Here is a 25,040-nt window from a genome sequence, read left to right as displayed (position 1 = left end):
GTGGGCGCGGTTTATCCGGTTGCCTCGCCCGGGTCAACGCGCCGGACGCAAGCCAGCCCCTGGCGTTGAAGCCGCAGCCAATCAAATCGGGGGCCGGGGTCAATCTTCCGTCCCGGGGCGGTATCGCTGTGTCCCAGGACACAATCAGCCCCGATTGCCCATCGGTTCATGATCTGGCGCAGCAGCGCGTCGAGCGTGTCCATCGCCGGTGCAGCGAACGGAGAAAGCCCATCATTGTCGATTTCTATCCCGATGGAATGCGAGTTGATGTCGTTGCAGCTGCCCCATAGCCCGGCCCCGGCATGCCATGCCCGGTTCACCTCATCGACCAGCTGATAGACATCGCCATTACGCGCGATGAGATAGTGCGCCGACACCTCATAGGCAGGATCGCAAAGCCGCTCCAGCGCCGCTTCGCAGCTTGGCATCGCCGTATAGTGCAACACGATCAAAGACGGCGTGGCGGCGTCTTTTCTTGTGCCAAAATTTGGCGATGGACGGGAAATGACAGGTGGCAGGTCCACCTTCTAGCGTGAAATGTTGCGGAAGGGTGCCGGGTCCCAGAAGCAGGCATAACCGTCGCCGTCTGGGTCGAGGTTCATTCGGTCTCTTTGTGGCCCGCCTGCCAACAGGAACGCCTCCTGCGCCAAGTCATCCGACGCGTAACCCGCACACTTTCGCAAATAGGCGTTGTTGCTGCGCAACCCACTGCGGCGGTACAGCGCCTGCCCCACCGGGTGCGATGTTCCGAGCGCATATTGCACCACATTCCCGCTGTTGCCGCCAACACGGGTGGGCAGCGCCGTGGGCTCGATCACTTGGTATTGCGAGCGTTGACGCGCCAGGCGTTCGGCATCGCTTTCGATCGTTTCACGGCTGCTGACCGCGTTGAAATCCTGCTCGTCCGAAATGCCGGGATTGCCAACGGGCTGTGCCTGCGCCGGGGTTGCCACCGCTGTCTGGGTATTCGCGGCAGGGCTTTCCGACTGTGTGGCACCGTTTTCCGGCAGTTGCACCGTGTCCGGTTGCGTTGTCTGGCCCGCCAGCTGCGCGTCGCGTTGCGCCTGATACGTGGCATAGTCGCCGAAACCCACACCGGCTGCCGAATCCGGCACCGGAGGGGCGCACGCTGCGAGGCCCATAAGGGCCAATCCTGCAAAAACTACACGCATGATCGAAACCTGCTCGCTTCTTTTCAGACGGTTTTTACCACCATTTCGACGGTTTGGAAACAAAGCCCGCGGCGCGTTCCAGCACATAGGCGGTGTTCAGCATCTCGTCCTCGGCCCAGGGTTTGCCGATCAGTTGCAGTCCCAGCGGCAGGCCCGATTTGTCCAGCCCTGTCGGCACCGCGATGCCGGGCAGACCAGCCAGGTTCACCGTCACGGTGAAGACATCGTTCAGATACATCTGCACCGGGTCGGCATCGGCCATCTCGCCCAGACCAAACGCCGCCGAGGGCGTGGCGGGCGTCAGGATCGCGTCGATCCCGGCGGCAAAGACATCCTCGAAATCTTTCTTGATCAGCGCGCGCACCTTGCGGGCGCGGTTGTAATAGGCGTCGTAGAACCCCGCCGACAACACATAGGTGCCGATCATCACGCGGCGCTGCACCTCGGGTCCAAAGCCTTGCGCGCGGGTCTTTTCATACATCTGTTCGATGCCATCGCCGGCGGCCAGCGTGGCGCGGTGGCCGTAACGCACGCCGTCATAGCGCGCCAGGTTCGATGACGCCTCGGCCGGGGCCACAACGTAATAGGCGGGCAGCGCGTATTTAGTGTGCGGCAGGCTGATATCGACGATCTCGGCGCCCGCATCCTGCAGCATCTTGCGGCCTTCGGCCCACAGCGCCTCGATCTCATCCGGCATGCCATCCATGCGGTATTCCGCCGGAATGCCGATGCGTTTGCCGCGAATGTCGCCGGTCAGCGCCGCCTCAAAATCGGGCAGTGCCAGATCGGCGCTGGTGCTGTCTTTCGGGTCGTGGCCCGCCATCGATTGCAGCATGATCGCCGCGTCGCGCACCGATTTGGTCATTGGCCCCGCTTGGTCGAGGCTGGAGGCAAAGGCCACCACCCCCCAACGCGAACAGCGCCCATAGGTGGGTTTCAGCCCGGTGATGCCCACGAAGGCCGCAGGCTGCCGGATCGAGCCGCCGGTATCGGTGCCGGTGGCCGCAAGGCACAGATCGGCCGCCACGGCGCTGGCCGAGCCGCCCGAACTGCCGCCCGGTGTCAGATCGCGGTCATCCACCTTCCAGGGGTTCACCGCATTGCCATAGGTCGAGGTTTCGTTCGAGCTGCCCATGGCGAACTCGTCCATGTTCAGCTTGCCCAGCATCACCGCGCCGTCATCGGCCAGGTTCTGGCTGACGGTTGATTCGTATTCCGGCGTGAACCCTTCGAGGATGGCCGAGGCCGCCTGCGAGGCCACGCCCTTGGTGCAAAACAGGTCCTTGATGCCCACCGGGATGCCGCACATATCCGGCGCCTCGCCCGCCTTGATCCGCGCATCGGCGGCGGCGGCACGTTCCAGCGCGATCTCGGGCGTTTTGTGCACAAACGCGCCCAGCGCATCGGCGCCGTCAATCTCGGCCAGACAATCGCGCGTCAGCTCCACCGACGAAACCTCGCCCGCGCGCAGCTTGTCGCGCGCCTCGGCGATGGTCAGTTTAGACAGCTCACCCATTATTCCACCACCTTCGGTACGGCAAAGAAGCCCTCGCGCGCGTCGGGCGCGTTCGACAGGATCTGCTCCTGGTAATCGCCATCGGTGACCTTGTCTTCGCGCCGTTTCAGCCGCATCGGCGTGACCGAGGTCATAGGCGCCACGCCCTCGACATCCACTTCGTTCAGCTGCTCCATGAAGGTCAGGATATTGGACAGCTCGCCGGCCAGCGCCGGCAGGTCTTTTTCATCCACGGCAATCCGGGCCAGATGGGCCACGCGCCGCGCGGTATCAATGTCGATCGACATGTGTCAGGGGCTCCGTCATAGAGATCGACACCGGGTTTAGCCCTGCGCGCGCGCCTCTGCAACCATGTGGCGGCGGTAAACCTCGATCATCCAGCCCAGCATCACCGCGTTCAGGCAATGCCACAGGAAATGTGTGCCCAGCGGGATGGTGTCGCAAAGCGGCTCGTCAATGGTGCGGAAGGTCAGCGAGGCGCACAGGATCGCCACCCCGATGGCCAGCCCGCGGGCGGTTTCGGGGTGCCGGTTGCGCAGGGCAAAGGCATAGATCGTGATCAGCAGCGGCACCGGGCCGTATGACGCGGACGAGCCCAGAAAGCCCAGCGCGTCAAAGACCGGGATCGTGGCGGCGGCATAGGGAATGAACGCCGCCGTGCCCAGCGCCGACAGCCACAGGGGCCAGCGCCAGAAATGCAGGTTCGCGACAAAGACATAAAGCAGCACGAAGATCACGATCGGCACCACATCCGCCGTCACGGCCCAGATCGTGGCATGGGTGTGAAACAGGTACGACCCCACCCCGATCGCCGCCAACACAGCGCACAGCGCCCAGGCCAAAGGCAACCCGCTGCCCCGCAAGCGCCACGCCATCCACAGAGCAGCAATCAGAAAAGCGGCATTGGTGACCGCATTCACCGGCTCGGCCCAATAGGTGAAATCCACCCGCTCGCAATAGCTGTCGATCTGCTCGTGCCAATCCATGGCGCAATGGTGCGCAGGCAGACAGGGTACGTGCAAGTGGAAATGAAGGTGAGGAACCGTAGGTCTGCTTTGCGGACTAGAGCGGACCTAGCAATGCGGCTCCTCAACGCCGGCTTTTGGTAATGCGATAGAGGTTGCTTTGGAAGATCACCAATGCTGAGAAAGTGACTAGATATCCGTAGGGATGCCCCAGAAAAACTGACAGCCAATGGGATAGGTGAAAAAATAAAATATACAAAACCAAGGTGATAGCTAAGTTGACGAAGAAGCTATTTGCCAGTCTGGACCAAATCGCAGTGATTTTGCATGTGGTAAATTTCATTAATGATACCAAGATAACGAATAACGCTACAACAAAGTGGCATGCACCGTTGATGCCAGTCAAACCCAACCAACGACAGCCGACACTTTTCGTCCTCGCAGCATTTTGCGCTTTGGGCTCAGTGCGGTCATTGGAGGATTTTGGTCGGTTGGCCGGAGCCAGAACCAACCAGACATTTTTCTGAACGGCCTGTTGGCGACTATGGGACAGAGCAAAGTTTGAAGCCAAATGCCCACCCACCGAAGGCCAGCGCCAGCCCCTGGGGTGGCGATCCTACGTGAGGTGTAGGGCGCTTTATGGTTGCCAGGTCCTTCCACGGAACGATCCGCACGCCAATGTCCACCAAATCGTCAGTCCGGGAGAGGGGCTGGCAATGGCCGGGCCGCGGTGCGGCTGTTAACCGGCTGGGTGCGCTGCGGTGGCGTCCGTTTCAGCCTCATTCCAGACCTTGACCGAAGCCCCCATTCCAACGTTCACTTGGGCAAAGCAGGGAGGGCTTATGATGGATATTATCTGGCTGGGCCATGGCTCGTTTCGGATCGAGACCGAGGGCAAGGTACTACTTATCGACCCGTGGCTGACCGGCAACCCGATGTTGCCCGAGGATCAGCATGAGGCGGCGGTGGCCGGCGCCACGCATCTGATCCTGACGCATGCGCATTTTGACCACGTGGCCGATATTCTGCCGCTGGCGCGTCGGCTGCGGGTGCCGGTGGTGGGGCAGTATGACCTGATGGGCTATTGGGCCGAGCATGAGCATATCGAGACCATCGGCTTCAACAAGGGTGGCACGGTGGACCTGGGGGGCATTGGGCTGAGCATGGTGCCAGCCTGCCATTCCTCGACCTTTGGCACCGATGAGGGGCCCAAGACGGCGGGCTCGGAAGTGGGCTATATGCTGAATGCCGAGGGCAAGACGGTTTATATTTCGGGCGACACCGGCATCATGGCCGATATGGACTGGATGGGTGATTACTATAAGCCGCAGGTTGGCATCCTGTCGGCGGGCGGTCATTTCACCATGGATATGGCCGGCGCGGCCTATGCGGCGAAACGGTATTTCAGTTTTAACACCGTCATCCCCTGCCATTACCGGACCTTCCCGCTGCTGGAACAATCGGCCGATGCGCTGAAGGCGGCCTTGCCGGATGTGGACGTGGTCGAGCCGCAGGTGATGCAGGCGATCACGGTCTAGCGTTTGGCGGCAAAGAAGTCTTTCAGCATCGCCTCGGCCTGGGATGCGGCGATGCCGTCATAGACCTCGGGGCGGTGGTGGCTTTGGGGGTGGCTCAGCACCCGCGGCCCCTGCCCGATGCCACCCGATTTCGGGTCCGCCGCGCCGTAGTAAAGCCGCGCAATCCGCGCCTGGCTGATGGCCGAGGCGCACATCGGGCACGGCTCCAGCGTCACATAAATATCGCACCCGATCAGCCGTTCGCTGCCCAGCACCGCGCAGGCGGCGCGGATGGCCAGCATCTCGGCATGGGCGGTGGGGTCGCGCAGTTCCATCACGCGGTTGCCCTCGGCCGCCAGCACGGCGCCATCGGGCCCCACGATCACCGCACCCACCGGCACCTCGCCGCGTTGAGCGGCGGCGCGGGCCTGGTCCAGAGCGGCATCCATATGGCTGTGAAAGGGCGACATGGCCCTTGATGCCCTTGCACCCGGGCGCATGCAAGGCGTAAAGGGGCGGCTATGACCGACAAAACCCCTCCCGGCGACCGGATCGCCAAGGTGCTGGCCCGCGCTGGTGTTGCTTCGCGCCGCGAGGCAGAGCGTATGATCGAGGCCGGCCGCGTGACCGTAAACGGCAAGGCGATCGACAGCCCGGCGCTGAACGTGACGGCCAAGGATCGCATCACCGTCGACGGCAAACCCCTGGCCGAACCGGAAAAACCACGCCTGTGGCTGTATCACAAACCCGCCGGGCTGGTGACGACCGAGCGGGACGAGAAGGGCCGCAAGACCGTCTTTGACGCGCTGCCCGAGGGTATGCCGCGGGTGATGTCGGTGGGCCGGCTGGACCTGAACTCCGAAGGTCTGTTGCTGCTGACCAATGATGGAGAGATCAAGCGCCGGATGGAGCTGCCCTCCACCGGCTGGCTGCGCCGCTATCGGGTGCGGGTGCGCGGCTATCCCACCGACGACACGCTGAAACCGCTGCGTGATGGCATCACCGTGGATCGGATCACCTATCAGCCGATGATCATCACGCTGGATCGCCAACAGGGCGGCAACGCGTGGCTGACCGTGTCGATCCGCGAAGGTAAGAACCGCGAAATTCGGCGCGCGATGGAAGCAGTCGACCTGACGGTAAATCGCTTGCTGCGGTTATCCTATGGCCCGTTTCAGCTGGGTGACCTGAAACCCGGCGCGGTCGAGGAAGTGCGCAGCCGGGTATTCCGCGACCAATTGGGTCTGGACGCCGAGTTCAAACCAAACCCCACACCGAAACCCCGCCGAAATGTCCGCCGGACACCACGGGGAAAACGTTAGGCGCAGAAACCTTGCCCTGACGGTCGGCATATGGCTTTGTTACGCCAAGTGATTTTCGTAACGGAGCGCCCCAATGGCCGACCTTCTGACCCTTGAAAACCTTGGCAACCTGCTGATGCTGTGCTTTTTGCAAGCTGTGCTGGGCTTCGACAACCTGCTTTATATCAGCATCGAAAGCCAGCGCGCGCCCGTGGCGCAACAGGCGGCGGTACGGCGTGTGGGCATTATGATTGCCGTGGCCCTGCGGCTTGTTCTGCTTTTCCTGATGATCCGGCTGATCGACGCGATGGCGGAACCTTTCTTTGTTCTGAATTGGGTCGGCGTTCTGGAGGGCGGCGTAAACTTCTCGACCATCGTGTTCATCCTTGGTGGGATTTTCATTATCTACACTGCGGTCAAAGAAATCAGCCACATGTTGTCAGTGGATCACCTCGACCATGACGTAGAAGGCAAGTCGGGGAAATCTGCCCTTCAGGTGATCACGCTGATTGTTTTTATGAACCTGATCTTCAGCTTCGATTCTATCCTGTCGGCCATCGCGATCACGGATGTTTTCCCCGTTCTTGCGGCAGCAATCCTGGCCTCGGGGGCGGCGATGATCTTGCTGGCCAACTCGGTCACGGCCTTTTTGCAGAAAAACCGTATGTACGAGGTGCTGGGTCTGTTCATCCTACTGATCGTCGGCGTGGTGTTGCTGGGCGAAAGCGGTCAGGCGGCGGCGCATGCGATGCATGACGAAAGCCTGGCGTTGAAGGTGTTCGGCTATGAAATCATCCCGATGTCTAAATCCACATTCTACTTCGCGGTGATTGTCCTTTTTGCGGTAGAGTTCCTGCAATCGGGATACCAGAAGAAACTGGATGCCGAGCGTCACGCCGAACAGTCGCGTCACTGATTGGGCTTTGTGGAAATGTTGCATTCACGGTATAACCCGGCGCGGTGCGAGGGGGCCAATACGGCATGAGTGACACAGGATTGCAGAAACTGGCCTATGCCCTGCTGCTGGCATTGATCCTTTATGTCTCGATCACGGGCGGGGGCGCGTAATGGCTCAGCGGTATGGTGGGCAGTTCAGCCCCGACGGAAAACCCGACGATTCCCGCCCCGAGGTTCAGGCCCCGACCGCCAAGAACCCATTCCACGGCGCCAAACCCACCCGGGTTGGCGGGCGGGTGAACTTTCTGTTCGTCGCTCCCTTGCCGTTGGCGTTTCGCGCATTCTTTTCTGAACCGGTGGTCATGGCGCAGTTTCTGGCTGCGCTGGCCCTGATGCTGTTTGCCGCATGGATGACACGGGAAGGGCTTAAAGCGGAAGACGCCTATAATGCCCGCACCATCGCCAAGCGCCCTGCGATGCCGCGCAAGATTTTTGGATCGGTTCTGACCGGTTTGGGACTGGGCCTTGCGGGCTTGGCCGGCCACGGACCAATCGAGGCTGCGATTTTTGCAGCCGTCGGCGCCGGGCTGCACCTGTTCTCCTTCGGGCTGGACCCGATGCGCGACAAAGGCGCCGAGGGCATCGACCAGTTCCAACAAGACCGCGTGGCCCGCGTGGTGGACGAGGCCGAGGCAACGCTCGACGCGATGTCGGACGCGATTTTGCGGGCCGGTGACCGGGGTCTGATGAAACGGGTAGAACAGTTCCAGGCCACGGTGCGCGACATGGTTCGAACCGTTGAAGAAGACCCCCGCGACCTGACAGCCGCGCGCAAATATCTGGGCGTCTATCTGCAGGGCGCGCGCGACGCCACGGTCAAGTTCGCCGATATCTACGCCCGCAGCCGCGATGCCGGCGCGCGCGCCGACTACGAGGCGCTTCTGGGGGACCTTGAAGAGAATTTTGCCCTTAGAACGCGCAAATTATTGCTGGATAACAAGGTAGACCTCGATGTCGAGATTGAAGTCTTGCGCGAAAGATTGCAGCGTGACGGGACCCGTTAGCGCCCGACCACGCGAAACAGGAGAGATTTGAATGTCTGAAGACGTACGCAAACAAGCCGAGGCCGCCTTGGCCGAAGTGGAAAAGGTGACCGCCACCATCCTGCCCGAGCCCAGTAACGCGCTGGTGCCGCTGGCCGAGGTCGAGGCCCCCGTGGCCGCCGACATCCGTACCCGGATGGACGAGATCGACATTGCCAACACGCAATCGATCATCGAGTTCGGCTCAGGCGCGCAGGCGGAACTGCAACAGATCTCGACCGCGATGCTCAGCGATGTGCGCAACAAGGATGTGGGCCCGGCCGGCGACAGCCTGCGCAATATCGTCTCGACGATCCGCGGCTTCTCGATCTCGGAAATGGACGTGCGCCGCGAGCGCAGCTTCTGGGAAAAGCTGATGGGCCGCGTGGCGCCCTTTGCCAAATTCATGGCGCGGTTCGAAACCGTGCAGGGCCAGATCGACAAGATCACCGATGACCTTCTGAAGCACGAACACACGCTGCTCAAAGACATCAAGTCGCTGGACATGCTGTATGAAAAGACGCTGGCCTTTTACGACGAGCTGGCTCTGTACATCACCGCCGGCGAGGAAAAGCTGAAAGAGCTGGACGAAACCGTGATCCCGGCCAAGGTTGCCGAGGTGGACGCCGCCCCCGAAGACCAACAGGTGATCCGCGCGCAAGAGCTGCGCGACATGCGCGCCGCGCGTGATGATCTGGAACGCCGCGTGCATGACCTGAAGCTGACGCGCCAGGTGACCATGCAGTCGCTGCCCTCGATCCGCCTGGTTCAGGAAAACGACAAGTCGCTTGTGACCAAGATCAACTCGACCCTGGTGAACACCGTTCCGCTGTGGGAAACGCAGCTGGCGCAGGCGGTGACGATTCAGCGCTCGCGCGAGGCGGCCGAGGCCGTGCGCGGTGCCACTGATCTGACCAACGAGCTGCTGACAGCCAATGCCGAGAACCTGCAGGAAGCCAACCGCGTTGTGCGCCAGGAGATGGAGCGCGGCATCTTCGATATCGAAGCTGTGAAGTCGGCGAACGCCACGTTGATCTCGACGATCGAGGAAAGCCTTGCTATCGCAGACGAGGGCAAGGCCAAACGTGCCGCTGCCGAGGAGGATCTGCAGAAGATGGAAACCGAATTGCGCGATACGCTGGCCTCGGCGCGCGCACGCGGCGACAAGACCGGCGACAATGTCGGCACATCGACGGCAGAAGTGTAACACGTGAAAAAGACCCGGCGCTTTTCTTTCCTTTCGGTCTTGGCTGTGTCCGCAGGCCTGTTTGTTGCTGGATGCGAAGCGCCGGTGACCCAAACCTCGCCCACAACTGCCCCGACGGGCAGCGGTGGGCCCGAGGCACGTTCGGCCGCCAGCCGCGCGGTTTCGAAGCATTTTGCGCGTGTACAATCCGATTTCCTGTCGCGTGGGCTGATGCGAACAGATCTTGGCACCACTGACGCCCCGTTTTCCCGAACTCAGCTTGAGGACAATTTCGTTCGAATTGCCCTGTTCGACGAATACACCTCGTCGGGCGGTCGGATCATCGCACAACGCACCCCCAGCAATCTGCGTCGCTGGCAACAACCGGTCCGCATGCGTGTCGAATTCGGACCCTCCATTGGCGAAGAACAACGCGCGCTCGACAGAAAGTCGATCAATGACTTTGCCCGGCGGTTGGGCAAGGTGACCCGGCACGACATCGCACCGACAAGTGCTGCAACCGCGAACTTCCATGTACTGGTCCTGAACGAGGATGACCGCCGCGGCTATGGCCCGCGTTTGCGGCAATTGGTGCCGGGCATCGACGACATTGCGGTGCGTACCATCACTTCGATGCCGCGGTCGACTTTTTGTCTGGTCTTCGCGTTTTCACGGTCGATCGAAGAAGGTTATATCCACGCCATTGCCGTTATCCGCGGGGAACACCCGGACCTTCTGCGCCTTTCCTGCATTCACGAGGAACTGGCCCAGGGCCTGGGCCTTGCCAATGACAGCCCCGAGGCCCGCCCTTCGGTCTTCAACGACGATGAAGAATTTGCCTTGTTGACCAAACATGATGAACTGTTGCTGCGCATTCTTTACGACCGCCGCCTGCAGCCGGGGATGAGCGCCGCCGAGGTGCGCCCCATCCTGCGCCAGATCACCACCGAGCTTGTGGGCGCTGGATAGGTTTCAAGGGGGTAAAGGCGAGGCCTTCTCCCCATGGAAATGTGCACCGGTCGGGGTATAGTTGCGCAAACCACCCTGGGAGAACCGATTCATGGGAATTTTCGACTTTCTGTCCGGCGAATTCATCGACGTCATCCACTGGGTCGACGACACGCGCGACACCATGGTCTGGCGGTTCGAACGTGAGGGGCATGAGATCAAGTATGGCGCCAAGCTGACCGTGCGCGAGGGCCAGGCGGCGGTGTTCGTGCACGAAGGCCAGCTGGCCGATGTGTTCACCCCCGGCATGTACATGCTGGAAACGAACAACATGCCGATCATGACCACCTTGCAGCACTGGGATCACGGCTTTCAAAGCCCGTTCAAGTCCGAGATCTATTTCGTCGACACCACCCGGTTCAACGATCTCAAATGGGGCACCAAGAACCCGATCATGCTGCGCGACCCCGAGTTCGGACCGGTCCGCATCCGCGCCTTTGGCACCTATTCGGTGCGCGTGGCCGACGCGGCGCGGTTCTTGTCCGAGATCGTGGGCACCGATGGGGAATTCACCACCGACGAGATCAGCTTTCAGATCCGCAACATCATCGTGCAGGAGTTTTCGCGCGTGATTGCCGGCTCGGGCATTCCGGTGCTGGACATGGCGGCCAACACCGCCGATCTGGGCCGCGTCATCGCGCAGGCGATGGAGGGCACGATTGCCGAATACGGGTTGTCGATCCCCGAGCTTTACATCGAAAACATCTCGCTGCCGCCAGCGGTGGAAAAGGCGATGGACACGCGCACGTCGCGCGGGATTGCCGGCAATCTGGACGAGCATATGAAATACATGGCCGCCGAGGCGCTGAGCCAGCCGGGCAATGGCATGGGTCAGGCCATGGGTATGGGAATGGGTGCAGGCCTTGGCATGCAGATGGCCAATACCGGCCCATGGGGCGCCGCCCCGCAGGCCGCCGCCCCCGCTGCCGCCGCACCAATGGCTCCGCCGCCCCCGCCGGTGGAACATGTCTGGCACGTGGCCGAAAACGGCGCCACCAAGGGCCCGTTCTCGAAGGCCGATCTTGGCCGCATGGCCGCGGATGGCGGCCTGACCCGCGAAACGCATGTCTGGACCCCCGGTCAGGACGGTTGGCAGAAAGCCGGCGACGTGGCCGAACTGGCGCAGCTCTTTACCATCCTGCCCCCGCCCCCGCCGCCGGGTGTGTAAACCCGATGCGCGATGCGGTGTTTCCAGAAGCGTTGCGCGAAGCCGTGGCAGCAACAGGGTTTTCCCCGGCCATCCGCGCCGGAGATTTCCTGTTTCTAACCGGCGCGACAGGAGGAGCGCCGGATGGCAGCATGCCGGCGACATCCGCCGAACAGACGCAGGTCGCCTTCGCCAAAGTGCAGGAAATCCTTAATTCGGCGCAGGCCTCCGTTGCCGCAATTGCCGAGGTGACCAGCTACCACACCCATCTGCGCGACGACTTCGACGAAGTTGACGCCGTGCTTCGCGAAACGCTTGGTTTGCCTTTGCCTGCGTGGACAGCGGTCGAAGTCGCCGGGCTGCGCCGACCGGGCGCGCGGGTCGAGTTTCGCATCGTCGCTCATTTACCCCAATCTTGACCATCAGAACTGAACGAGGGCCACCCCGTATGGACAGCTCACCGCAAGAACATCGTTTCCCATGCGACCAATGCGGGGCGGATTTTCGGTTTGACCCTGTTGCCAAACGTCTTGTCTGCGATTTCTGCGGCAACACTGCCGAGGCCGAAGACCCCACGCCAACCGAAGCCATTCGCGAGCTTGATTTCCGCGCTGCGATCGAGGCCCGGTTGCCCGAGGCCGAGATCGAGGAAACCCGCGTTCTGTCCTGCCCCAATTGCGCCGCGCAGGTAGAGATTTCGGGCCCCGACCACGCCACCGAATGCCCGTTTTGCGCCACGCCCGTGGTCACGGATACCGGCACGCATCGGCATATCAAACCCAAAGGCGTGCTGCCCTTTGCCCTGACCGAGGACGCCGCGCGCGACGCGATGAACGACTGGCTGGGCCGGCTGTGGTTCGCGCCCGGTGGGTTGCAGGAATACGCCCGCAAGGGCCGCAAGATGCAGGGCATCTATGTGCCCTACTGGACTTTCGATGCGGACACCAAAACCGCCTATCGCGGCGAGCGTGGCACCGTCTATTACGAAACCCGCACGGTGATGCGAGATGGCGAGCAGGTGCAGGAGCGCGTGCAAAAGGTACGCTGGTCACCCAAACGTGGGCGGGTCGCGCGGTTCTTCGACGATGTACTTGTTCTGGCCTCGCGGTCATTACCCAAACGCTTCACCGACGCGTTAGAGCCGTGGGATCTGACCGCGCTGGAGCCCTATCGCCCCGACTATCTGGCCGGGTTCCGGGCCGAGGGGTATGCGGTTGAACTGACCGATGGATTCTCGGAAGCCCGCGCCCATATGGACCGTCAGATCGAGCGCGACGTGCGGTTCGACATCGGCGGTGACCGGCAGCGCATCCACAGTCTGGACACCGCGATCAGCGACGTGACCTTCAAACATATCCTGCTGCCGGTCTGGCTGGCGGCCTATAAGTATCGCGGCAAAACCTATCGCTTTGTGGTCAACGGACAGTCAGGCCGGGTACGCGGCGAACGGCCCTGGTCGGCCTGGAAAATTGCGGTGGCCGTGGTGCTGGGCCTGGCGGTTGCAGCCGGAATTGGCTTCGTTCTGGCGCAGCAGGGTTGATTTAGCTGTTGCACATCGTGGGCTGATCGGTCAGATGCTTAATTCAGGCAAAGTGAATTAAAAGGAGCCGCCTGATGATCCTCTGCTGTGGCGAGGCGCTGATCGACATGTTGCCGCGCAAAAGCACCGCCGGCGAACCGGCCTTTGCGCCTTATCCGGGTGGGGCGGTGTTCAACTCGGCCATCGCGCTGGGGCGACTTGGGGCCAAGCCGGGTTTTTTGTGCGGCTTGTCGACGGACATGTTTGGCCGGCAACTGACCGAAACTCTGGAAGCCGCGGGTGTGGACCACAGTCTCTGCCCCCGTGCTGATTTGCCTACCACCCTTGCCTTTGTGGAACTTGTCGATGGCCAGGCGCGTTATGCGTTCTACGATGAAAACACGGCCGCGCGCAGCTTAACCGAAGACCGTTTACCGGACTTGCCGAACCGGGTTCACGCGTTGCTTTTTGGGGGCATATCTTTGGTCTCGGAACCCTGCGGCGGCACGTTGGAGGCACTGATGCTGGACGCTTCGGCAACCCGCGTCACAATGGTTGACCCGAACATTCGCCCCGGTTTTATCACTGACGAAGAAACCTATCGCGCCCGGATCGCCCGGATGCTTGCCGCAGCGGACATCGTCAAACTGTCAGACGAAGACTTGTTTTGGCTGACCGGCGATGGGGCTGATGCATACCTGCATGACCTGTTGGCGGGGGCCACCTCGCTGATCGTATTAACCGAGGGAGCGAAAGGTGCGCGGGTGCTGACAACCAGCGGTGAGGACATCTTTGTACCCGCCCAGAAGGTAGAGGTCGTAGATACTGTTGGCGCGGGCGACACCCTGAACGCGGCGGTTCTTTGGGCCCTGCAAGAGGCGGGCACGTTGAACAAAGATGCTTTGTCTGCGATCGACGCGGAGACCGCGCGCAAGGCGGTGGAAACCGGCGTGCGCGCCGCGGCCATCACGGTGTCGCGGGCTGGCGCCAACCCGCCCACCGCGGCCGAGCTGGGCTGAGCCATGCGAGCGCTGGTGCAGCGGGTGTCTGAGGCCCGCGTCGATGTGGATGGCCAGACCATCGGACGCTGCGGGCCGGGGCTGTTGGTGCTGATCTGCGCGATGCAGGGCGATACCGAGGTTCAGGCGCAGAAGCTGGCATCCAAGATCGCCAAATTGCGGATTTTCCGCGATGATCAGGGGCGCATGAACCGCAGCGTGCTGGATGTCGGCGGGTCGGCGCTGGTGGTCAGCCAGTTCACGTTGGCCGGAGACACGTCGCGCGGCAACCGCCCGGGGTTTTCGGCGGCGGCCGACCCGGTGACCGGGCAGGCGCTCTATCAGGCCTTTGCAGGCCTTCTTCGCGCCACGGGGGTGCCGGTTGAAACAGGGGAATTTGGCGCCGACATGGCGGTGCACCTGGTCAATGATGGGCCGGTGACCCTGTGGATGGACACCGATCAGGGTTGAAGCGCCTCAAGCTCGGCCACCAGCATCTGCGCGAATTTCTCGACCGCTACCGGAAGGATGCGCCCGGCGCGTTTGCACAGCATGACCTGCGCGGGGGCAAAGCGCGCCACCGGCACCAACGCGGCCGCATTGGCCACCAGCCAGCCACCAGCCACCGTGCCATCCAGACAGAACTGGGCGCTGGGTTTCACCGGCCCCTCGCCGCGCCACGGGCGCAACAGGATTGGGCTCTCCAATGCCGGGTCAAACGCCACGCGATTGCGTTTTGCCTGCGCCTCCAGATGGCTGCGGAACCCGGCCGGGCCAACGGGCAGCACAAGATCGAACTCGGACAATTGCGCCAGACTAATCCCGTCCGCCTTGTGATCAGCGCGCGCCACCACGGCGCGGACGGGGATATGAGCGGCGGCCAGTGTCTCGGTTGTCTCGGATGTCAGCGGCTGGGTGATCAGCGCAAGATCCACCGAATCATCTGTCAGCAGCTGGGCAAACCCTTCGGCTCCCGTCGGCTGGATGCTGAAATTTACGCGCGGATGCTCAATTCGAAAGCCCTGTACTGCTTTCTGCAACAGGCCGGCCTCAACCGAGCGACTTACTGCAACACGTATATGCCCGATTCTGACCCCCTGCAGATCGGAAATCGTTTCGAAAGCGCGGTCAATCTCGGCAAGGTGATGAATAAATGTGCGATAGTAGATTTCCCCCGCCGTGGACAAACGCACGCCAACGGGCAAACGCTCAAAAAATGGAACTCCCAACTCTTCTTCGAGCGACAGGATCTGCCGGTTCAATGCCGAGGGAGAAATTGCCAATCTTTCCGCACCCTTACGGATCGACCCCTCTTGCACCACGGCCCTGACGGACCGGTAAATCTGTAAGTGGCGCATTGGCGGAAATCCCTACCTGTTGCAGAATTTGCAACGCCTTAAACCGTTTTTTGCAGGAGACAGCAACACGATTTCGCAACAAATGTGATCCCCGGCGGGGCCGCAAGGCCTCGGGAAATGCAAAGGGGACTCTTGCAAATGATGAAAACACTTCTTTCCGCTGCCGCTGCTTCGGCGCTGATCGCTGGTGCTGCTCAAGCCGAAATCAAAGTAGGCATCCTGCACTCGCTGTCGGGCACCATGGCCATCTCGGAAACCACGCTGAAAGACACCATGCTGCTGCTGATCGAAGAGCAGAACAAAAAAGGTGGTCTGCTGGGCGAAGAGATTGTGCCCGTTGTTGTTGACCCGGCATCGGACTGGCCGCTGTTTGCGGAAAAAGCACGCGAGCTGCTGACCGTGCACGATGTGGACGTGATCTTTGGCAACTGGACATCGGTATCGCGCAAATCGGTTCTGCCGGTGATCGAGGAGCTGAACGGCCTGCTGTTCTACCCGGTTCAGTATGAAGGCGAAGAATCGTCCAAGAACGTGTTCTACACCGGCGCGGCCCCCAACCAGCAGGCCATCCCGGCCACCGATTACTTCCTGGAAGAACTGGAAGTTGAGAAATTCGCGCTGTTGGGCACCGACTATGTGTACCCGCGTACCACCAACAACATCCTGGAAAGCTACCTGAAAGACAAAGGTATCGCGGCCGAGGATATCTTTGTGAACTACACGCCCTTTGGTCACTCGGACTGGTCCAAGATCGTGGCTGACGTGGTCGCCCTGGGCGCGGACGGCAAGAAAGTTGGCGTGATCTCGACCATCAACGGCGACGCGAATATCGGCTTCTACAAAGAACTGGCCGCGGCTGGCGTCTCGGCGGACGACATTCCCGTTGTGGCCTTCTCGGTTGGTGAGGAAGAGCTGTCGGGCCTGGACACCTCGAACCTGGTGGGGCACCTGGCTGCTTGGAACTACTTCCAGTCGGCTGAATCGGATGCCAACGACGAATTCATCGCCGCCTGGAAAGCCAAGATGGGCGAAGAGCGTGTGACCAACGACCCGATGGAAGCCCACTATATCGGCTTCAACATGTGGGTTCAGGCAGTTGAGGCCGCAGGCACCACCGATGTGGACGCTGTGCGGACCGCCATGTATGGCCAGACCTTCCCGAACCTGACCGGCGGCACCGCCGAGATGCTGGTGAACCACCACTTGGCCAAGCCGGTCCTGATCGGTGAAATCCTGGAAGACGGTCAGTTCGACATCATCAGCCAGACCACCGAAGTTCCGGGCGACGCCTGGACCGACTTCCTGCCGGAATCGGCCGTGCTGGTCTCGGACTGGAAAGATCTGGGTTGCGGTATGTACAACACCGACACCAAGACCTGCGTTCAGCTGAAATCGAACTACTAAGCGCCTGCCCGCTTAGTCAAAAAAACGGAGGGGGCCGCGCGCCCCCTTCACTCTCTCAGGGCCTTTTCTCACATGTTCCGCACTCTGCTCATTGCGCTGCGACTGGCAACGCTCTGGTTGGCGCTTGGCTTTGCCGCGCTGGCACAGGACGCTCCGCTGCAAAGCGTTCTGCAAGACAACCGCGCCGGGTTTGAAAAGCCCAGCCGCAAAACCGTCGACGGCGTGATCGCCGCGCTGCTGGACGCGCAGCTGCCCAATGCGCCCGCGTTTCTGACCCGCTGGCGCGAGAAAGAGGTGTGGCAGCGCAAGGAAGACAAGCTGTTCTTTTACGCGCGCGACAATGGCGACAAGACCTATACGCTGATCGATGTCGATACCGGCGCCGAGGATGGCCCGTATGACAAGAAAGCGCTGAAGCAGCTAAAGCCCAATTCGGGTGTGCGCGGTGTGATCGCCACGGCGCTGGTGGTGTTTCAGCTGACCGACCCCGACCCGGCGGTGCGCGAGGCCGGGCTGACAGCCATCGAACGCGGCCCCGAAGCCAGCCACCTGGCCGCCCTGCGTGGGTCAACCGAGGGCGAGGATGTGCCGGCGCTGAAGGCCCGCAAGCAGCGGCTGGAACGGCTGCTGACCATCACCTATGACAAAGACAGCGCCGCGCGTGTGGCCGCCATCGAAAGCTTTGCCGGCGATCTGGGCGTGGATGCGCGCGCCGCGTTGAACCCGCTGCTAACCACCACCCGTCGCGCCTCTGCCGAACGGCCCGCTGACATCAATGTAGCCGCCGTTCTGGCCCCGGGTATCGACCTGCCCCGTGCCGAGGCTTATGCGCTGTTGGTCGAGGCCGGGCTGGCCCCGCCGCAGATCACCGCCGCCGAACGCAAGGCCGCGCTGATCGCCAATATCGAAAACGGCGCCATCGCCGGCACGCCGATCCATACGCTGAACACCGACGCGGCGCGCGATGCGACCTATGCCAAGCTGGCCGCCGCCGGGCTGGTGGCCGAACCGGTGGATACCGCGTTTATCGACGCCGCGCTGGCGGACAATGTTTTCTTCGATGCCTATGACGAGCCCGACACCGCCGTGACCACCGCCGCCGCCGCAACGCTGGAGGCGATCGAGATGCGCGTGGGCCTGAACCAGATGGCCGACCTGGCGCTGGACGGGTTGTCGCTGGCCTCGATCTATTTCCTGGCCGCCATCGGGCTGGCCATCACCTTTGGGGTGATGGGCGTGATCAACATGGCCCATGGCGAGTTCATCATGATGGGCGCCTATACCGGCTATGTGATCCAGCAGGTGATCCCGGATTACACCGTGTCGATCATCGTGGCGATCCCGGTGGCCTTTGCGGTGACCTTTGCCGCCGGCGTGGCAATGGAGCGGCTGGTGATCCGCTGGCTTTATAACCGGCCGCTGGAGACGCTGCTGGCCACCTTCGGTATCTCCATCGCGCTGCAACAACTGGCCAAGAACATCTTTGGCACGCAGGCGCGCCCGCTGACCTCGCCCGGGTGGCTGGACGGGGCGCTGGTGATCAATGACGTGGTGTCGATCAGCTATATCCGCATCGCGATCTTTGTGCTGTCGCTGATTTTCCTGGTGGTGCTGCTGTTCATCCTGAACCGCACCCGGCTGGGGCTGGAGGTGCGCGCCGTCACGCAGAACCCGCGCATGGCGGCATCCATGGGAATCAACCCCGACCGTATCAACATGCTGACCTTCGGGCTGGGCTCGGGCATTGCCGGGATCGCCGGGGTGGCCATCGGGCTTTACGCCAAGGTCACGTCCGAGCTGGGCGCCGATTACATCGTGCAAAGCTTCATGACCGTTGTGGTCGGTGGGGTCGGCAATATCTGGGGCACGCTCTTTGGTGCCACGATGATCGGTTTCCTGCAGAAAGGGATCGAGTGGCTGAACCCATCCAACACGCTGGCCGCGCAGACCTATATGATCATCTTCATCATCATCTTCATCCAGTTCCGGCCCAAGGGTATCATCGCCCTCAAAGGCCGCGCGGCAGGGGACTAAGCCCATGGAACGCAGCTTTTTCGCCCGAAACCCGTCGGCGCTGATCTTTATCGCCTGTCTGGCCGGGTTCACCCTGCTGATCACGGTTCTGGCCGAAGGGTTCGGCGCCGACGTGATCTCGACCTCGATGGTCAAGACGCTGGGCAAAACCCTGTGCCTGTGCCTGATCGCCATCGCGATGGACCTTGTCTGGGGCTATTGCGGCATTCTGAGCCTGGGGCATTTCGCGTTTTTTGGGCTGGGCGGCTATATGCTGGGCATGTGGCTGATGTTTGAGCGCACCAAAGAGATCGTGGTGTCGTCCATGGCCAACGCCCCCCTGCCCCCCACCGCACAAGAAATCCGCGACGGCATCGGCACGCAGATCTTCGGCGTGGTCGGCGGGTCGGAAATCCCCGGCATCTGGCTGTTTGCCGACAGCCTGTTCGCACAGCTGGCGCTCGTCGTCCTGGTGCCAGGACTTCTCGCTCTGGTGTTCGGATGGCTGGCGTTTCGCAGCCGGGTGACCGGCGTTTACCTGTCGATCCTGACGCAGGCGATGACGCTGGCGCTGGCGCTGTACCTGTTTCAGAACGACAGCGGCCTGCGCGGCAATAATGGCCTGTCGGGCCTGCAGAACCTGCCCGGTGCCGACGCCATCCCGCAATCCACCATGTCGATCTGGTTCCTCTGGGCCTCGGCCGCGGCGCTGGCGCTGGGATACCTTCTGGCGGCATGGATCGTGGGCGGCAAGTTCGGCAGCGTCATCCGCGGTATCCGCGATGATGAGGCGCGCGTGCGGTTCCTTGGCTATAATGTCGAGGGCTACAAGCTGTTCATCTTCACCGTTACCGCGGTGATCGCCGCCATTGCCGGGGCGCTTTATTATCCGCAGGCGGGCATCATCAACCCGGCCGAGATCGCACCCATTGCCTCGATCTATCTGGCGGTCTGGGTCGCCATTGGCGGGCGCGGGCGCATCTATGGCGCGGTGATCGGGGCGGCGTTTGTCTCGCTGGTCTCGACCTGGTTCACCGGCGGTCAGGCGCCCGACATCCCGCTGGGCTTCTATACGATCAAATGGGTCGACTGGTGGCTGATCCTGCTGGGCCTGTCCTTTGTCGCCGTCACCCTGTTTGCCCCCAAGGGTATTGGTGGTCTGTTCGATCTGATCGAGGGCCGCATCGCCCCCAACCGCCACGGCGCCGATCTGGGCCCTGACATGAGCGCCCTGCGTGAAAAGGAGGCCAGCGAATGAGCACCCTTCTGGAAGTTTCCGGTATCTCGGTCACCTTTGACGGTTTCCGCGCCATCAACAACCTGTCGTTTCAGATCGGCAGTGCCGAGTTGCGCGCCATCATCGGGCCCAACGGGGCGGGCAAAACCACGTTCATGGATATCGTCACCGGCAAGACGCGGCCCGATGAGGGCCGGGTGATCTGGGGCGAGAAATCGGAAAACCTGCTGAAACTGAACGAAAGCCAGATCGCCCGCAAAGGCATTGGCCGCAAGTTTCAGCGCCCCACGGTGTTCGAGGACCAGACGGTGTTCGAAAACCTGCTGATGGCATTGAAGAAGGCACGTTCGCCTTTTGACGTTCTGTTTTATCGCCGCTCGGGGCACGATCGCGACAAGGTCGAGGAACTGGCCGAGGAAATCGGCCTGAAGGACGAACTGCAGCGCAAATCGGGCGAGCTGGCGCATGGCCAGAAACAGTGGCTTGAGATCGGCATGCTGCTGGCGCAGGAGCCGCGCCTGTTGTTGGTCGACGAACCCGCCGCCGGGATGAGCCCGGTTGAGCGCGAGCACACCACCAACCTGCTGGTCGAGGCCGCCAAGACCCGCGCCGTGGTGGTGGTGGAACACGATATGGAGTTTGTGCGCCGCCTGAACTGCAAGGTTACCGTGTTCCACGAAGGCTCGGTTCTGGCCGAAGGCAGCCTGGACCACGTGACCGCAAACCAAGACGTCATCGACGTATATCTGGGACGCTAAGATGCTGACAACCGAGAACCTGACCCTGCATTACGGCGGATCGCAGATCCTCTATGGCATTGATATGGTGGCGGAAACCGGGCAGATCACCTGCGTGATGGGCACCAATGGCGTAGGCAAAACCTCGCTGTTAAAGGCCCTGTCGGGCACCCATCACCGCACCGACGGCGCCCTGACGCTGGACGGCGAGGCGCTGGCCAAACCCGCCGCGCATGTGCTGGCGCAAAAGGGTGTGGGCTATGTGCCGCAGGGCCGCATGATCTTTCCGCTGCTGACCGTCAAAGAGAACATGGAAACCGCCTATGCCTGCCTGCCGCGCGCCGAACATATGGTGCCCGACGAGATCTACGAGCTGTTCCCGGTGCTGAAGGAAATGCAGAACCGCCGCGGCGGCGATTTGTCGGGCGGGCAACAACAGCAGCTGGCCATTGCGCGCGCGATGATCACAAAGCCCAAGCTGTTGCTGCTGGACGAACCCACCGAAGGCATTCAGCCCAACATCATTCAGCAGATCGGCAAGGTGATCGAATATCTGCGCGACCAGAACAATATGGCGATTGTCCTGGTCGAGCAGTTCTTTGCCTTCGCCTATGGGTTGGCGGATCGGTTCTATGTGCTGAACCAAGGCCGCGTGACCCTGAGTGGTGACAAGGCGGATGTATCCGAAGACGCGCTGATGAAGGCGGTCTCGGTCTAGGCAAAGACGCGCGCGGCTAATTCCGCGCGCGTTGGGGTTACTTGCGCCAGATATACAGGAACAGCGCCACCAACCCGGCGACATCAGCCGCGATGATCAGACCGGTCAGCCAGATCGGAACCGCGCCGCCCATGCTGCCAAAGGCCATCAGCACCAGGATCAGCACGATCAGATAGGTGGCACAGGCCAACCGCGACCAGCCGCGCATCAGGCCCCAGCCCAACAGAGCGTAGACGATGCCAATCGGCACCAGTTGCAGCCCTGCGGCTGAGAACCCGGTGAAAACCGGCGCGACGATATGCAGGATCCCGCTGATCAGGATGAACAGCCCGGCCCAGCCCAGCATGCCTTGGGGTTTCATTGAGGCCTCCATCTCAGTCATTTTCACACGGGTAGCCGGCCACGCCCCAGGCCAGCACATCGTTTACATGGTCTTGCAGGTTGTAAGGCGCCGGTTCGCGCCCGCCGCCTGGGTTCCAGGCCCAGTGAAGGATCAGGTCGTGATCCAGATGCTCTGCCAGATCCAGATAGGTGCGATCGCCGTTGCGTTCGGGGTCGCGCAGCTGGTTGCAGATCTCGACCGACGACTTGCCAAACCATTCAGCTTCGACCGGGGCCAGCTGCCAATCCATTGCCACACGCGGTGCTGCATGGGGTTTCTGGTTGGCGTTGTCCCAATCTTCAAGCTTAGTGGTGTGGCAGGTTGAGCAAAGGATGAACTCGGCCCCAATCCGGCTTTCACCGCCATTGATGTTCATCCCGTGCGGGCGCGCCTTGCCATAGGCAGGACCGGACCACATGGGCACGTTATCCTCGCCCACGTGACAGTTCGAACAACGCGGGTGGCTGGCAACCTCGTAGATACGACCCCATGCCTCCAACCCTTCGGCACGGCTGATCGAACCTTCGACGGGTGGATTGATCTCTACCGTTTCGCCCGCAATGGCGGTGCTGACGGCAAACAGCCCAAGGGCTGCAGTTACAGAAATGACTTTCATCTTGCAGTCCCTCACACGAAATCGACGAATTTGTTGAACGGCATCTCGCGCAACCTTGTCCCGGTTGCCGCAAAAATCGCACCTGCCAGCGCCGGCGCGGCGGGTGGCAGGCCGGGCTCGCCGACACCGCGAATCTTGGGTCCGTTTTCCAACACCTTCACCTCGAATTCAGGGGTCTGGTAAAGACGCATCCCCTCATACTGGTGATAGTTGTTCTGCAGCGGCGCGTAGTTTTCATATGTCAGCTCGCAGTTCATCGCGTGCGACAAACCGAAGATGACGCCACCAAACAGCTGCGCGTCAATGTTGGTCGGGTCCAGAACACGGCCAACATCGGCTGCCACAAAGACCTTGTCGATCTTGATGCCCTGATCCGTGTTTGTCACGTCGATCACCTGTGCACAGGGCACACCAAAGGACAGGGTGAACGCAACGCCACGGCCGCGGTTTTCGCCAATGTCCGTGCCGTTCCAACCCGACATTTCGCCCACCGCTTCCATCACCTTGCGCGATGTGTCGTCGATGCAAAGACGCAGGCGTTCTTCCAAAGGATCGGCACCGGCTGAATGGATCAATTCGTCCAGAAAGGCGTTGTGAAGGAAACCATTGCCCGAAGCCCCAACCGACCGCCACGACGATACCGGCACCATTTCGGGCGCGCGATAGCCGGTCACGCGGTAGTTCGGGATGCCAAAGGGCTGATCCCACGATCCGGTGGTGATGGTGGCGTCGGGGCCGGGAATACCCATGCCCATCAGGCGGCCGAACCAGCTGGGCGCCAGCGCCGACTGCCCAACCGACAGATCGAACGTGTCAACCTTGCCATCGGCCACCTTGCCGCGGCCCACCGCAACGGCGGCCGGGCGCGGGTAATCATGGGTCATGTCCTCTTCACGGCTCCAGGTCAGCTTGACCGGGGTGCCTTGCATCGCGGCGGCAATCTCGACCGCTTGTTCGCAATGGGTCATTTCCAGCTTGTGCCCAAACGAGCCACCCATCGGCAGCACATGTACATCCACATTCTCGGCCTCGACCCCGGCAATCAGAGCCGCACGGTTGCGGATGAACAGAGGGATCTGCGTACCGGTCCAGATCGTGACCTTTCCGCCTTCAACCAAAGCGATGACGTTCATCGGCTCCATCGGTGCGTGGGCGAGATAGGGCAACTTGTAGGTGGCTTCGAAGACCTCGCCATTGGCCAGGGATGTGTCAACATCCCCCTCGTTGCGCTGGCGATGGTCGAACGCCTCTTCATTGTTAACGGCCGCCGCAAGGGTTTCGAAGATTTCGGGCGACGAGGCAGGATAAGGCCCCGGCCCCCATTCAATTTCGATCGCTTCCACGGCCTTGAATGCGCGCCACGTGTTGTCGGCGATAACGGCCACACCATGGGCCACCGGCATCACCTTTTGCACACCGCGCATACCCTCGGCTGCTGACGCATCGTAGCTGACCACGTCACCACCAATGCCGGGATTGGCACGCACTGCGGCGTGAACCATCCCCTCGACCGCGTGGTCGATCCCGTATTTGATCGCTCCGGTGGTCTTTTCGGGTATGTCCACCCGTCGTGTTGCCGCCTTGCCCAGCAATCGCCATTCGGACGGGTCACGCAGGGCAACGTCTTGTATGGGGGCAAGCTGGGACGCTTCGGCGGCAAGATCGGTATAGGCAAGCTTGTCGCCGTTGGGCAAAATCACGTGACCGTCTTGTGTTTTCAGGTCACCGCGCGCGACACCCGCGCGTTTGGCCGCAGCCTCTTTCAGCGTCTCGCGCGCAACCGCTCCTGCCATCCGCAGCTTGACATAGCCGTCGGGAACCGTGGACGAGCCACCTGTCATCTGCATTTGGAAAAGTTTGGCAGGTACCGCCATAAATTCGCGCATGGCTTCGGCTACGGCGCTCTGATCATAGGCGGGGAATGGTACACCTTCTTCCAAAACCGCGCCGTTAAAGTACGCCGGTCCCGGCATACCTGGTGTGATCGTGGCCGTCGCCGGGTCAATGTCCAACTCTTCGGCAATCAGGTTCGCTTGCACCGAATAGCTGCCCTGCCCCTTATCGGCGCGGGGTGTAATCAGAGTGATGCCATTGGCGTCAATCTTGACATAGGGCGTGATCGCGGCTTCGCCTTCGGCCAAATCCGCCAGAAGAGGGTTATCAATCGGGCGCTTCACGACATGAATCCCGAACGCGACACCACCCGCAACTGCGGCCGAGCCGATCAGGAACGTACGACGGGCAATCTTTCCAACTGTGCTCATGGC

Annotated in this window: 26 protein-coding genes; 16 read left to right on the top strand and 10 right to left on the bottom strand. The window is 61.6% G+C overall.

Annotated features, from left to right (window positions below):
* Positions 1–11 precede the first annotated feature (11 nt).
* The 5 genes from ACMU_RS04235 to ACMU_RS04215 all read right to left on the bottom strand — a co-directional run bounded on the left by ACMU_RS04235 (position 12) and on the right by ACMU_RS04215 (position 3,674).
* Entirely contained in the window at positions 12–524 is a 513-nt protein-coding gene (locus ACMU_RS04235; RefSeq protein WP_328286650.1) for an N-acetylmuramoyl-L-alanine amidase, read from the bottom strand.
* A gap of 3 nt (positions 525–527) precedes the next feature.
* Positions 528–1,115: a hypothetical protein gene (locus ACMU_RS04230; protein ID WP_051587944.1), complete on the bottom strand. Its 588-nt coding sequence runs from the start codon at positions 1,113–1,115 to the stop codon at positions 528–530.
* A gap of 91 nt (positions 1,116–1,206) precedes the next feature.
* Positions 1,207–2,688 carry an Asp-tRNA(Asn)/Glu-tRNA(Gln) amidotransferase subunit GatA gene (gene gatA, locus ACMU_RS04225; protein ID WP_035256539.1) on the bottom strand — a complete coding sequence of 494 codons (1,482 nt, stop codon included), beginning with the start codon at positions 2,686–2,688 and terminating at the stop codon, positions 1,207–1,209.
* Positions 2,688–2,975, bottom strand: a complete 288-nt coding sequence (gatC, locus tag ACMU_RS04220; protein ID WP_035256535.1) for an Asp-tRNA(Asn)/Glu-tRNA(Gln) amidotransferase subunit GatC — start codon at positions 2,973–2,975, stop codon at positions 2,688–2,690. Before gatC ends, gatA begins: the two co-directional genes overlap by 1 nt.
* A gap of 36 nt (positions 2,976–3,011) precedes the next feature.
* Positions 3,012–3,674 carry a ceramidase domain-containing protein gene (locus ACMU_RS04215; RefSeq protein ID WP_035256532.1) on the bottom strand — a complete coding sequence of 221 codons (663 nt, stop codon included), beginning with the start codon at positions 3,672–3,674 and terminating at the stop codon, positions 3,012–3,014.
* Positions 3,675–4,498: 824 nt separating this feature from the next.
* On the opposite strand from ACMU_RS04215, the gene ACMU_RS04210 reads away from it, so the two are divergent.
* Positions 4,499–5,191 (top strand): metal-dependent hydrolase, encoded by a 693-nt coding sequence (locus ACMU_RS04210; protein ID WP_035257455.1) that lies wholly within the window; start codon positions 4,499–4,501, stop codon positions 5,189–5,191.
* Here ACMU_RS04210 and ACMU_RS04205 read toward each other — a convergent pair.
* The gene (locus ACMU_RS04205) at positions 5,188–5,640 is read right to left on the bottom strand and encodes a nucleoside deaminase (RefSeq protein WP_035256529.1); all 453 of its coding nucleotides are present in this window, start codon (positions 5,638–5,640) and stop codon (positions 5,188–5,190) included. The two genes, ACMU_RS04210 and ACMU_RS04205, sit on opposite strands and share 4 nt — an antisense overlap.
* A gap of 51 nt (positions 5,641–5,691) precedes the next feature.
* Here ACMU_RS04205 and ACMU_RS04200 point away from each other — a divergent pair, with 51 nt between their 5' ends.
* From ACMU_RS04200 to dtd, 10 genes are all read left to right on the top strand, one after another.
* A complete protein-coding gene (locus ACMU_RS04200) occupies positions 5,692–6,492 on the top strand; it encodes a pseudouridine synthase (RefSeq protein WP_035256527.1) in 801 nt (266 codons plus the stop codon).
* A 73-nt stretch (positions 6,493–6,565) separates the two neighbouring features.
* Positions 6,566–7,387, top strand: a complete 822-nt coding sequence (locus ACMU_RS04195) for a TerC family protein (RefSeq protein WP_035256524.1) — start codon at positions 6,566–6,568, stop codon at positions 7,385–7,387.
* A 151-nt stretch (positions 7,388–7,538) separates the two neighbouring features.
* Positions 7,539–8,432, top strand: coding sequence for a 5-bromo-4-chloroindolyl phosphate hydrolysis family protein (locus ACMU_RS04190; RefSeq protein WP_035256523.1), 894 nt, complete (start codon positions 7,539–7,541; stop codon positions 8,430–8,432).
* A gap of 31 nt (positions 8,433–8,463) precedes the next feature.
* Positions 8,464–9,657, top strand: a complete 1,194-nt coding sequence (locus ACMU_RS04185) for a toxic anion resistance protein (RefSeq protein ID WP_035256521.1) — start codon at positions 8,464–8,466, stop codon at positions 9,655–9,657.
* Between the two features lie 3 nt (positions 9,658–9,660).
* On the top strand, positions 9,661–10,605 hold the full coding sequence (locus tag ACMU_RS04180) for a DUF2927 domain-containing protein (RefSeq protein ID WP_236626194.1): 945 nt from the start codon (positions 9,661–9,663) through the stop codon (positions 10,603–10,605).
* A gap of 91 nt (positions 10,606–10,696) precedes the next feature.
* The gene (locus ACMU_RS04175; protein ID WP_035256518.1) at positions 10,697–11,812 is read left to right on the top strand and encodes an SPFH domain-containing protein; all 1,116 of its coding nucleotides are present in this window, start codon (positions 10,697–10,699) and stop codon (positions 11,810–11,812) included.
* A gap of 5 nt (positions 11,813–11,817) precedes the next feature.
* Positions 11,818–12,210: a Rid family hydrolase gene (locus ACMU_RS04170; RefSeq protein WP_035256514.1), complete on the top strand. Its 393-nt coding sequence runs from the start codon at positions 11,818–11,820 to the stop codon at positions 12,208–12,210.
* A gap of 29 nt (positions 12,211–12,239) precedes the next feature.
* On the top strand, positions 12,240–13,331 hold the full coding sequence (locus ACMU_RS04165) for a TFIIB-type zinc finger domain-containing protein (protein ID WP_035256511.1): 1,092 nt from the start codon (positions 12,240–12,242) through the stop codon (positions 13,329–13,331).
* A gap of 74 nt (positions 13,332–13,405) precedes the next feature.
* Positions 13,406–14,329, top strand: a complete 924-nt coding sequence (locus ACMU_RS04160; protein ID WP_035256509.1) for a carbohydrate kinase family protein — start codon at positions 13,406–13,408, stop codon at positions 14,327–14,329.
* Positions 14,330–14,332: 3 nt separating this feature from the next.
* On the top strand, positions 14,333–14,779 hold the full coding sequence (gene dtd, locus ACMU_RS04155; protein WP_035256499.1) for a D-aminoacyl-tRNA deacylase: 447 nt from the start codon (positions 14,333–14,335) through the stop codon (positions 14,777–14,779).
* Here dtd and ACMU_RS04150 read toward each other — a convergent pair.
* On the bottom strand, positions 14,770–15,666 hold the full coding sequence (locus ACMU_RS04150) for a LysR family transcriptional regulator (protein WP_081805389.1): 897 nt from the start codon (positions 15,664–15,666) through the stop codon (positions 14,770–14,772). The genes dtd and ACMU_RS04150 overlap by 10 nt on opposite strands.
* 141 nt (positions 15,667–15,807) lie before the next feature.
* Here ACMU_RS04150 and urtA point away from each other — a divergent pair, with 141 nt between their 5' ends.
* The 5 genes from urtA (at position 15,808) to urtE (ending at position 21,775) form a co-directional block, all read left to right on the top strand.
* A complete protein-coding gene (gene urtA / locus ACMU_RS04145; RefSeq protein ID WP_035257450.1) occupies positions 15,808–17,070 on the top strand; it encodes an urea ABC transporter substrate-binding protein in 1,263 nt (420 codons plus the stop codon).
* Between the two features lie 72 nt (positions 17,071–17,142).
* Entirely contained in the window at positions 17,143–19,104 is a 1,962-nt protein-coding gene (gene urtB, locus ACMU_RS04140) for an urea ABC transporter permease subunit UrtB (protein ID WP_035256495.1), read from the top strand.
* 4 nt (positions 19,105–19,108) lie between these two features.
* On the top strand, positions 19,109–20,341 hold the full coding sequence (gene urtC, locus ACMU_RS04135; RefSeq protein WP_035256493.1) for an urea ABC transporter permease subunit UrtC: 1,233 nt from the start codon (positions 19,109–19,111) through the stop codon (positions 20,339–20,341).
* Complete coding sequence (gene urtD, locus ACMU_RS04130) at positions 20,338–21,078, top strand: urea ABC transporter ATP-binding protein UrtD (RefSeq protein WP_035256490.1); 741 nt, start codon at positions 20,338–20,340, stop codon at positions 21,076–21,078. Before urtC ends, urtD begins: the two co-directional genes overlap by 4 nt.
* 1 nt (position 21,079) lies before the next feature.
* Positions 21,080–21,775 (top strand): urea ABC transporter ATP-binding subunit UrtE, encoded by a 696-nt coding sequence (urtE, locus tag ACMU_RS04125; protein ID WP_035256489.1) that lies wholly within the window; start codon positions 21,080–21,082, stop codon positions 21,773–21,775.
* Between the two features lie 37 nt (positions 21,776–21,812).
* On the opposite strand, the gene ACMU_RS04120 is transcribed toward urtE, so the two are convergent.
* Genes ACMU_RS04120 through ACMU_RS04110 form a run of 3 tightly spaced genes read right to left on the bottom strand, consistent with a single transcriptional unit; the run spans position 21,813 to position 25,037 of the window.
* Complete coding sequence (locus tag ACMU_RS04120; protein WP_152544504.1) at positions 21,813–22,136, bottom strand: hypothetical protein; 324 nt, start codon at positions 22,134–22,136, stop codon at positions 21,813–21,815.
* Positions 22,137–22,149: 13 nt separating this feature from the next.
* Positions 22,150–22,773: a hypothetical protein gene (locus tag ACMU_RS04115; RefSeq protein ID WP_035256484.1), complete on the bottom strand. Its 624-nt coding sequence runs from the start codon at positions 22,771–22,773 to the stop codon at positions 22,150–22,152.
* An 11-nt stretch (positions 22,774–22,784) separates the two neighbouring features.
* Positions 22,785–25,037 (bottom strand): xanthine dehydrogenase family protein molybdopterin-binding subunit, encoded by a 2,253-nt coding sequence (locus ACMU_RS04110; RefSeq protein WP_035256481.1) that lies wholly within the window; start codon positions 25,035–25,037, stop codon positions 22,785–22,787.
* Positions 25,038–25,040 lie beyond the last annotated feature (3 nt).

The organism is Actibacterium mucosum KCTC 23349 (assembly GCF_000647975.1).
Lineage (GTDB): Bacteria > Pseudomonadota > Alphaproteobacteria > Rhodobacterales > Rhodobacteraceae > Actibacterium > Actibacterium mucosum.
The sequence above is the reverse complement of the archived record's forward strand: the minus strand, read 5'-3'. Positions and strand labels throughout refer to the sequence as shown.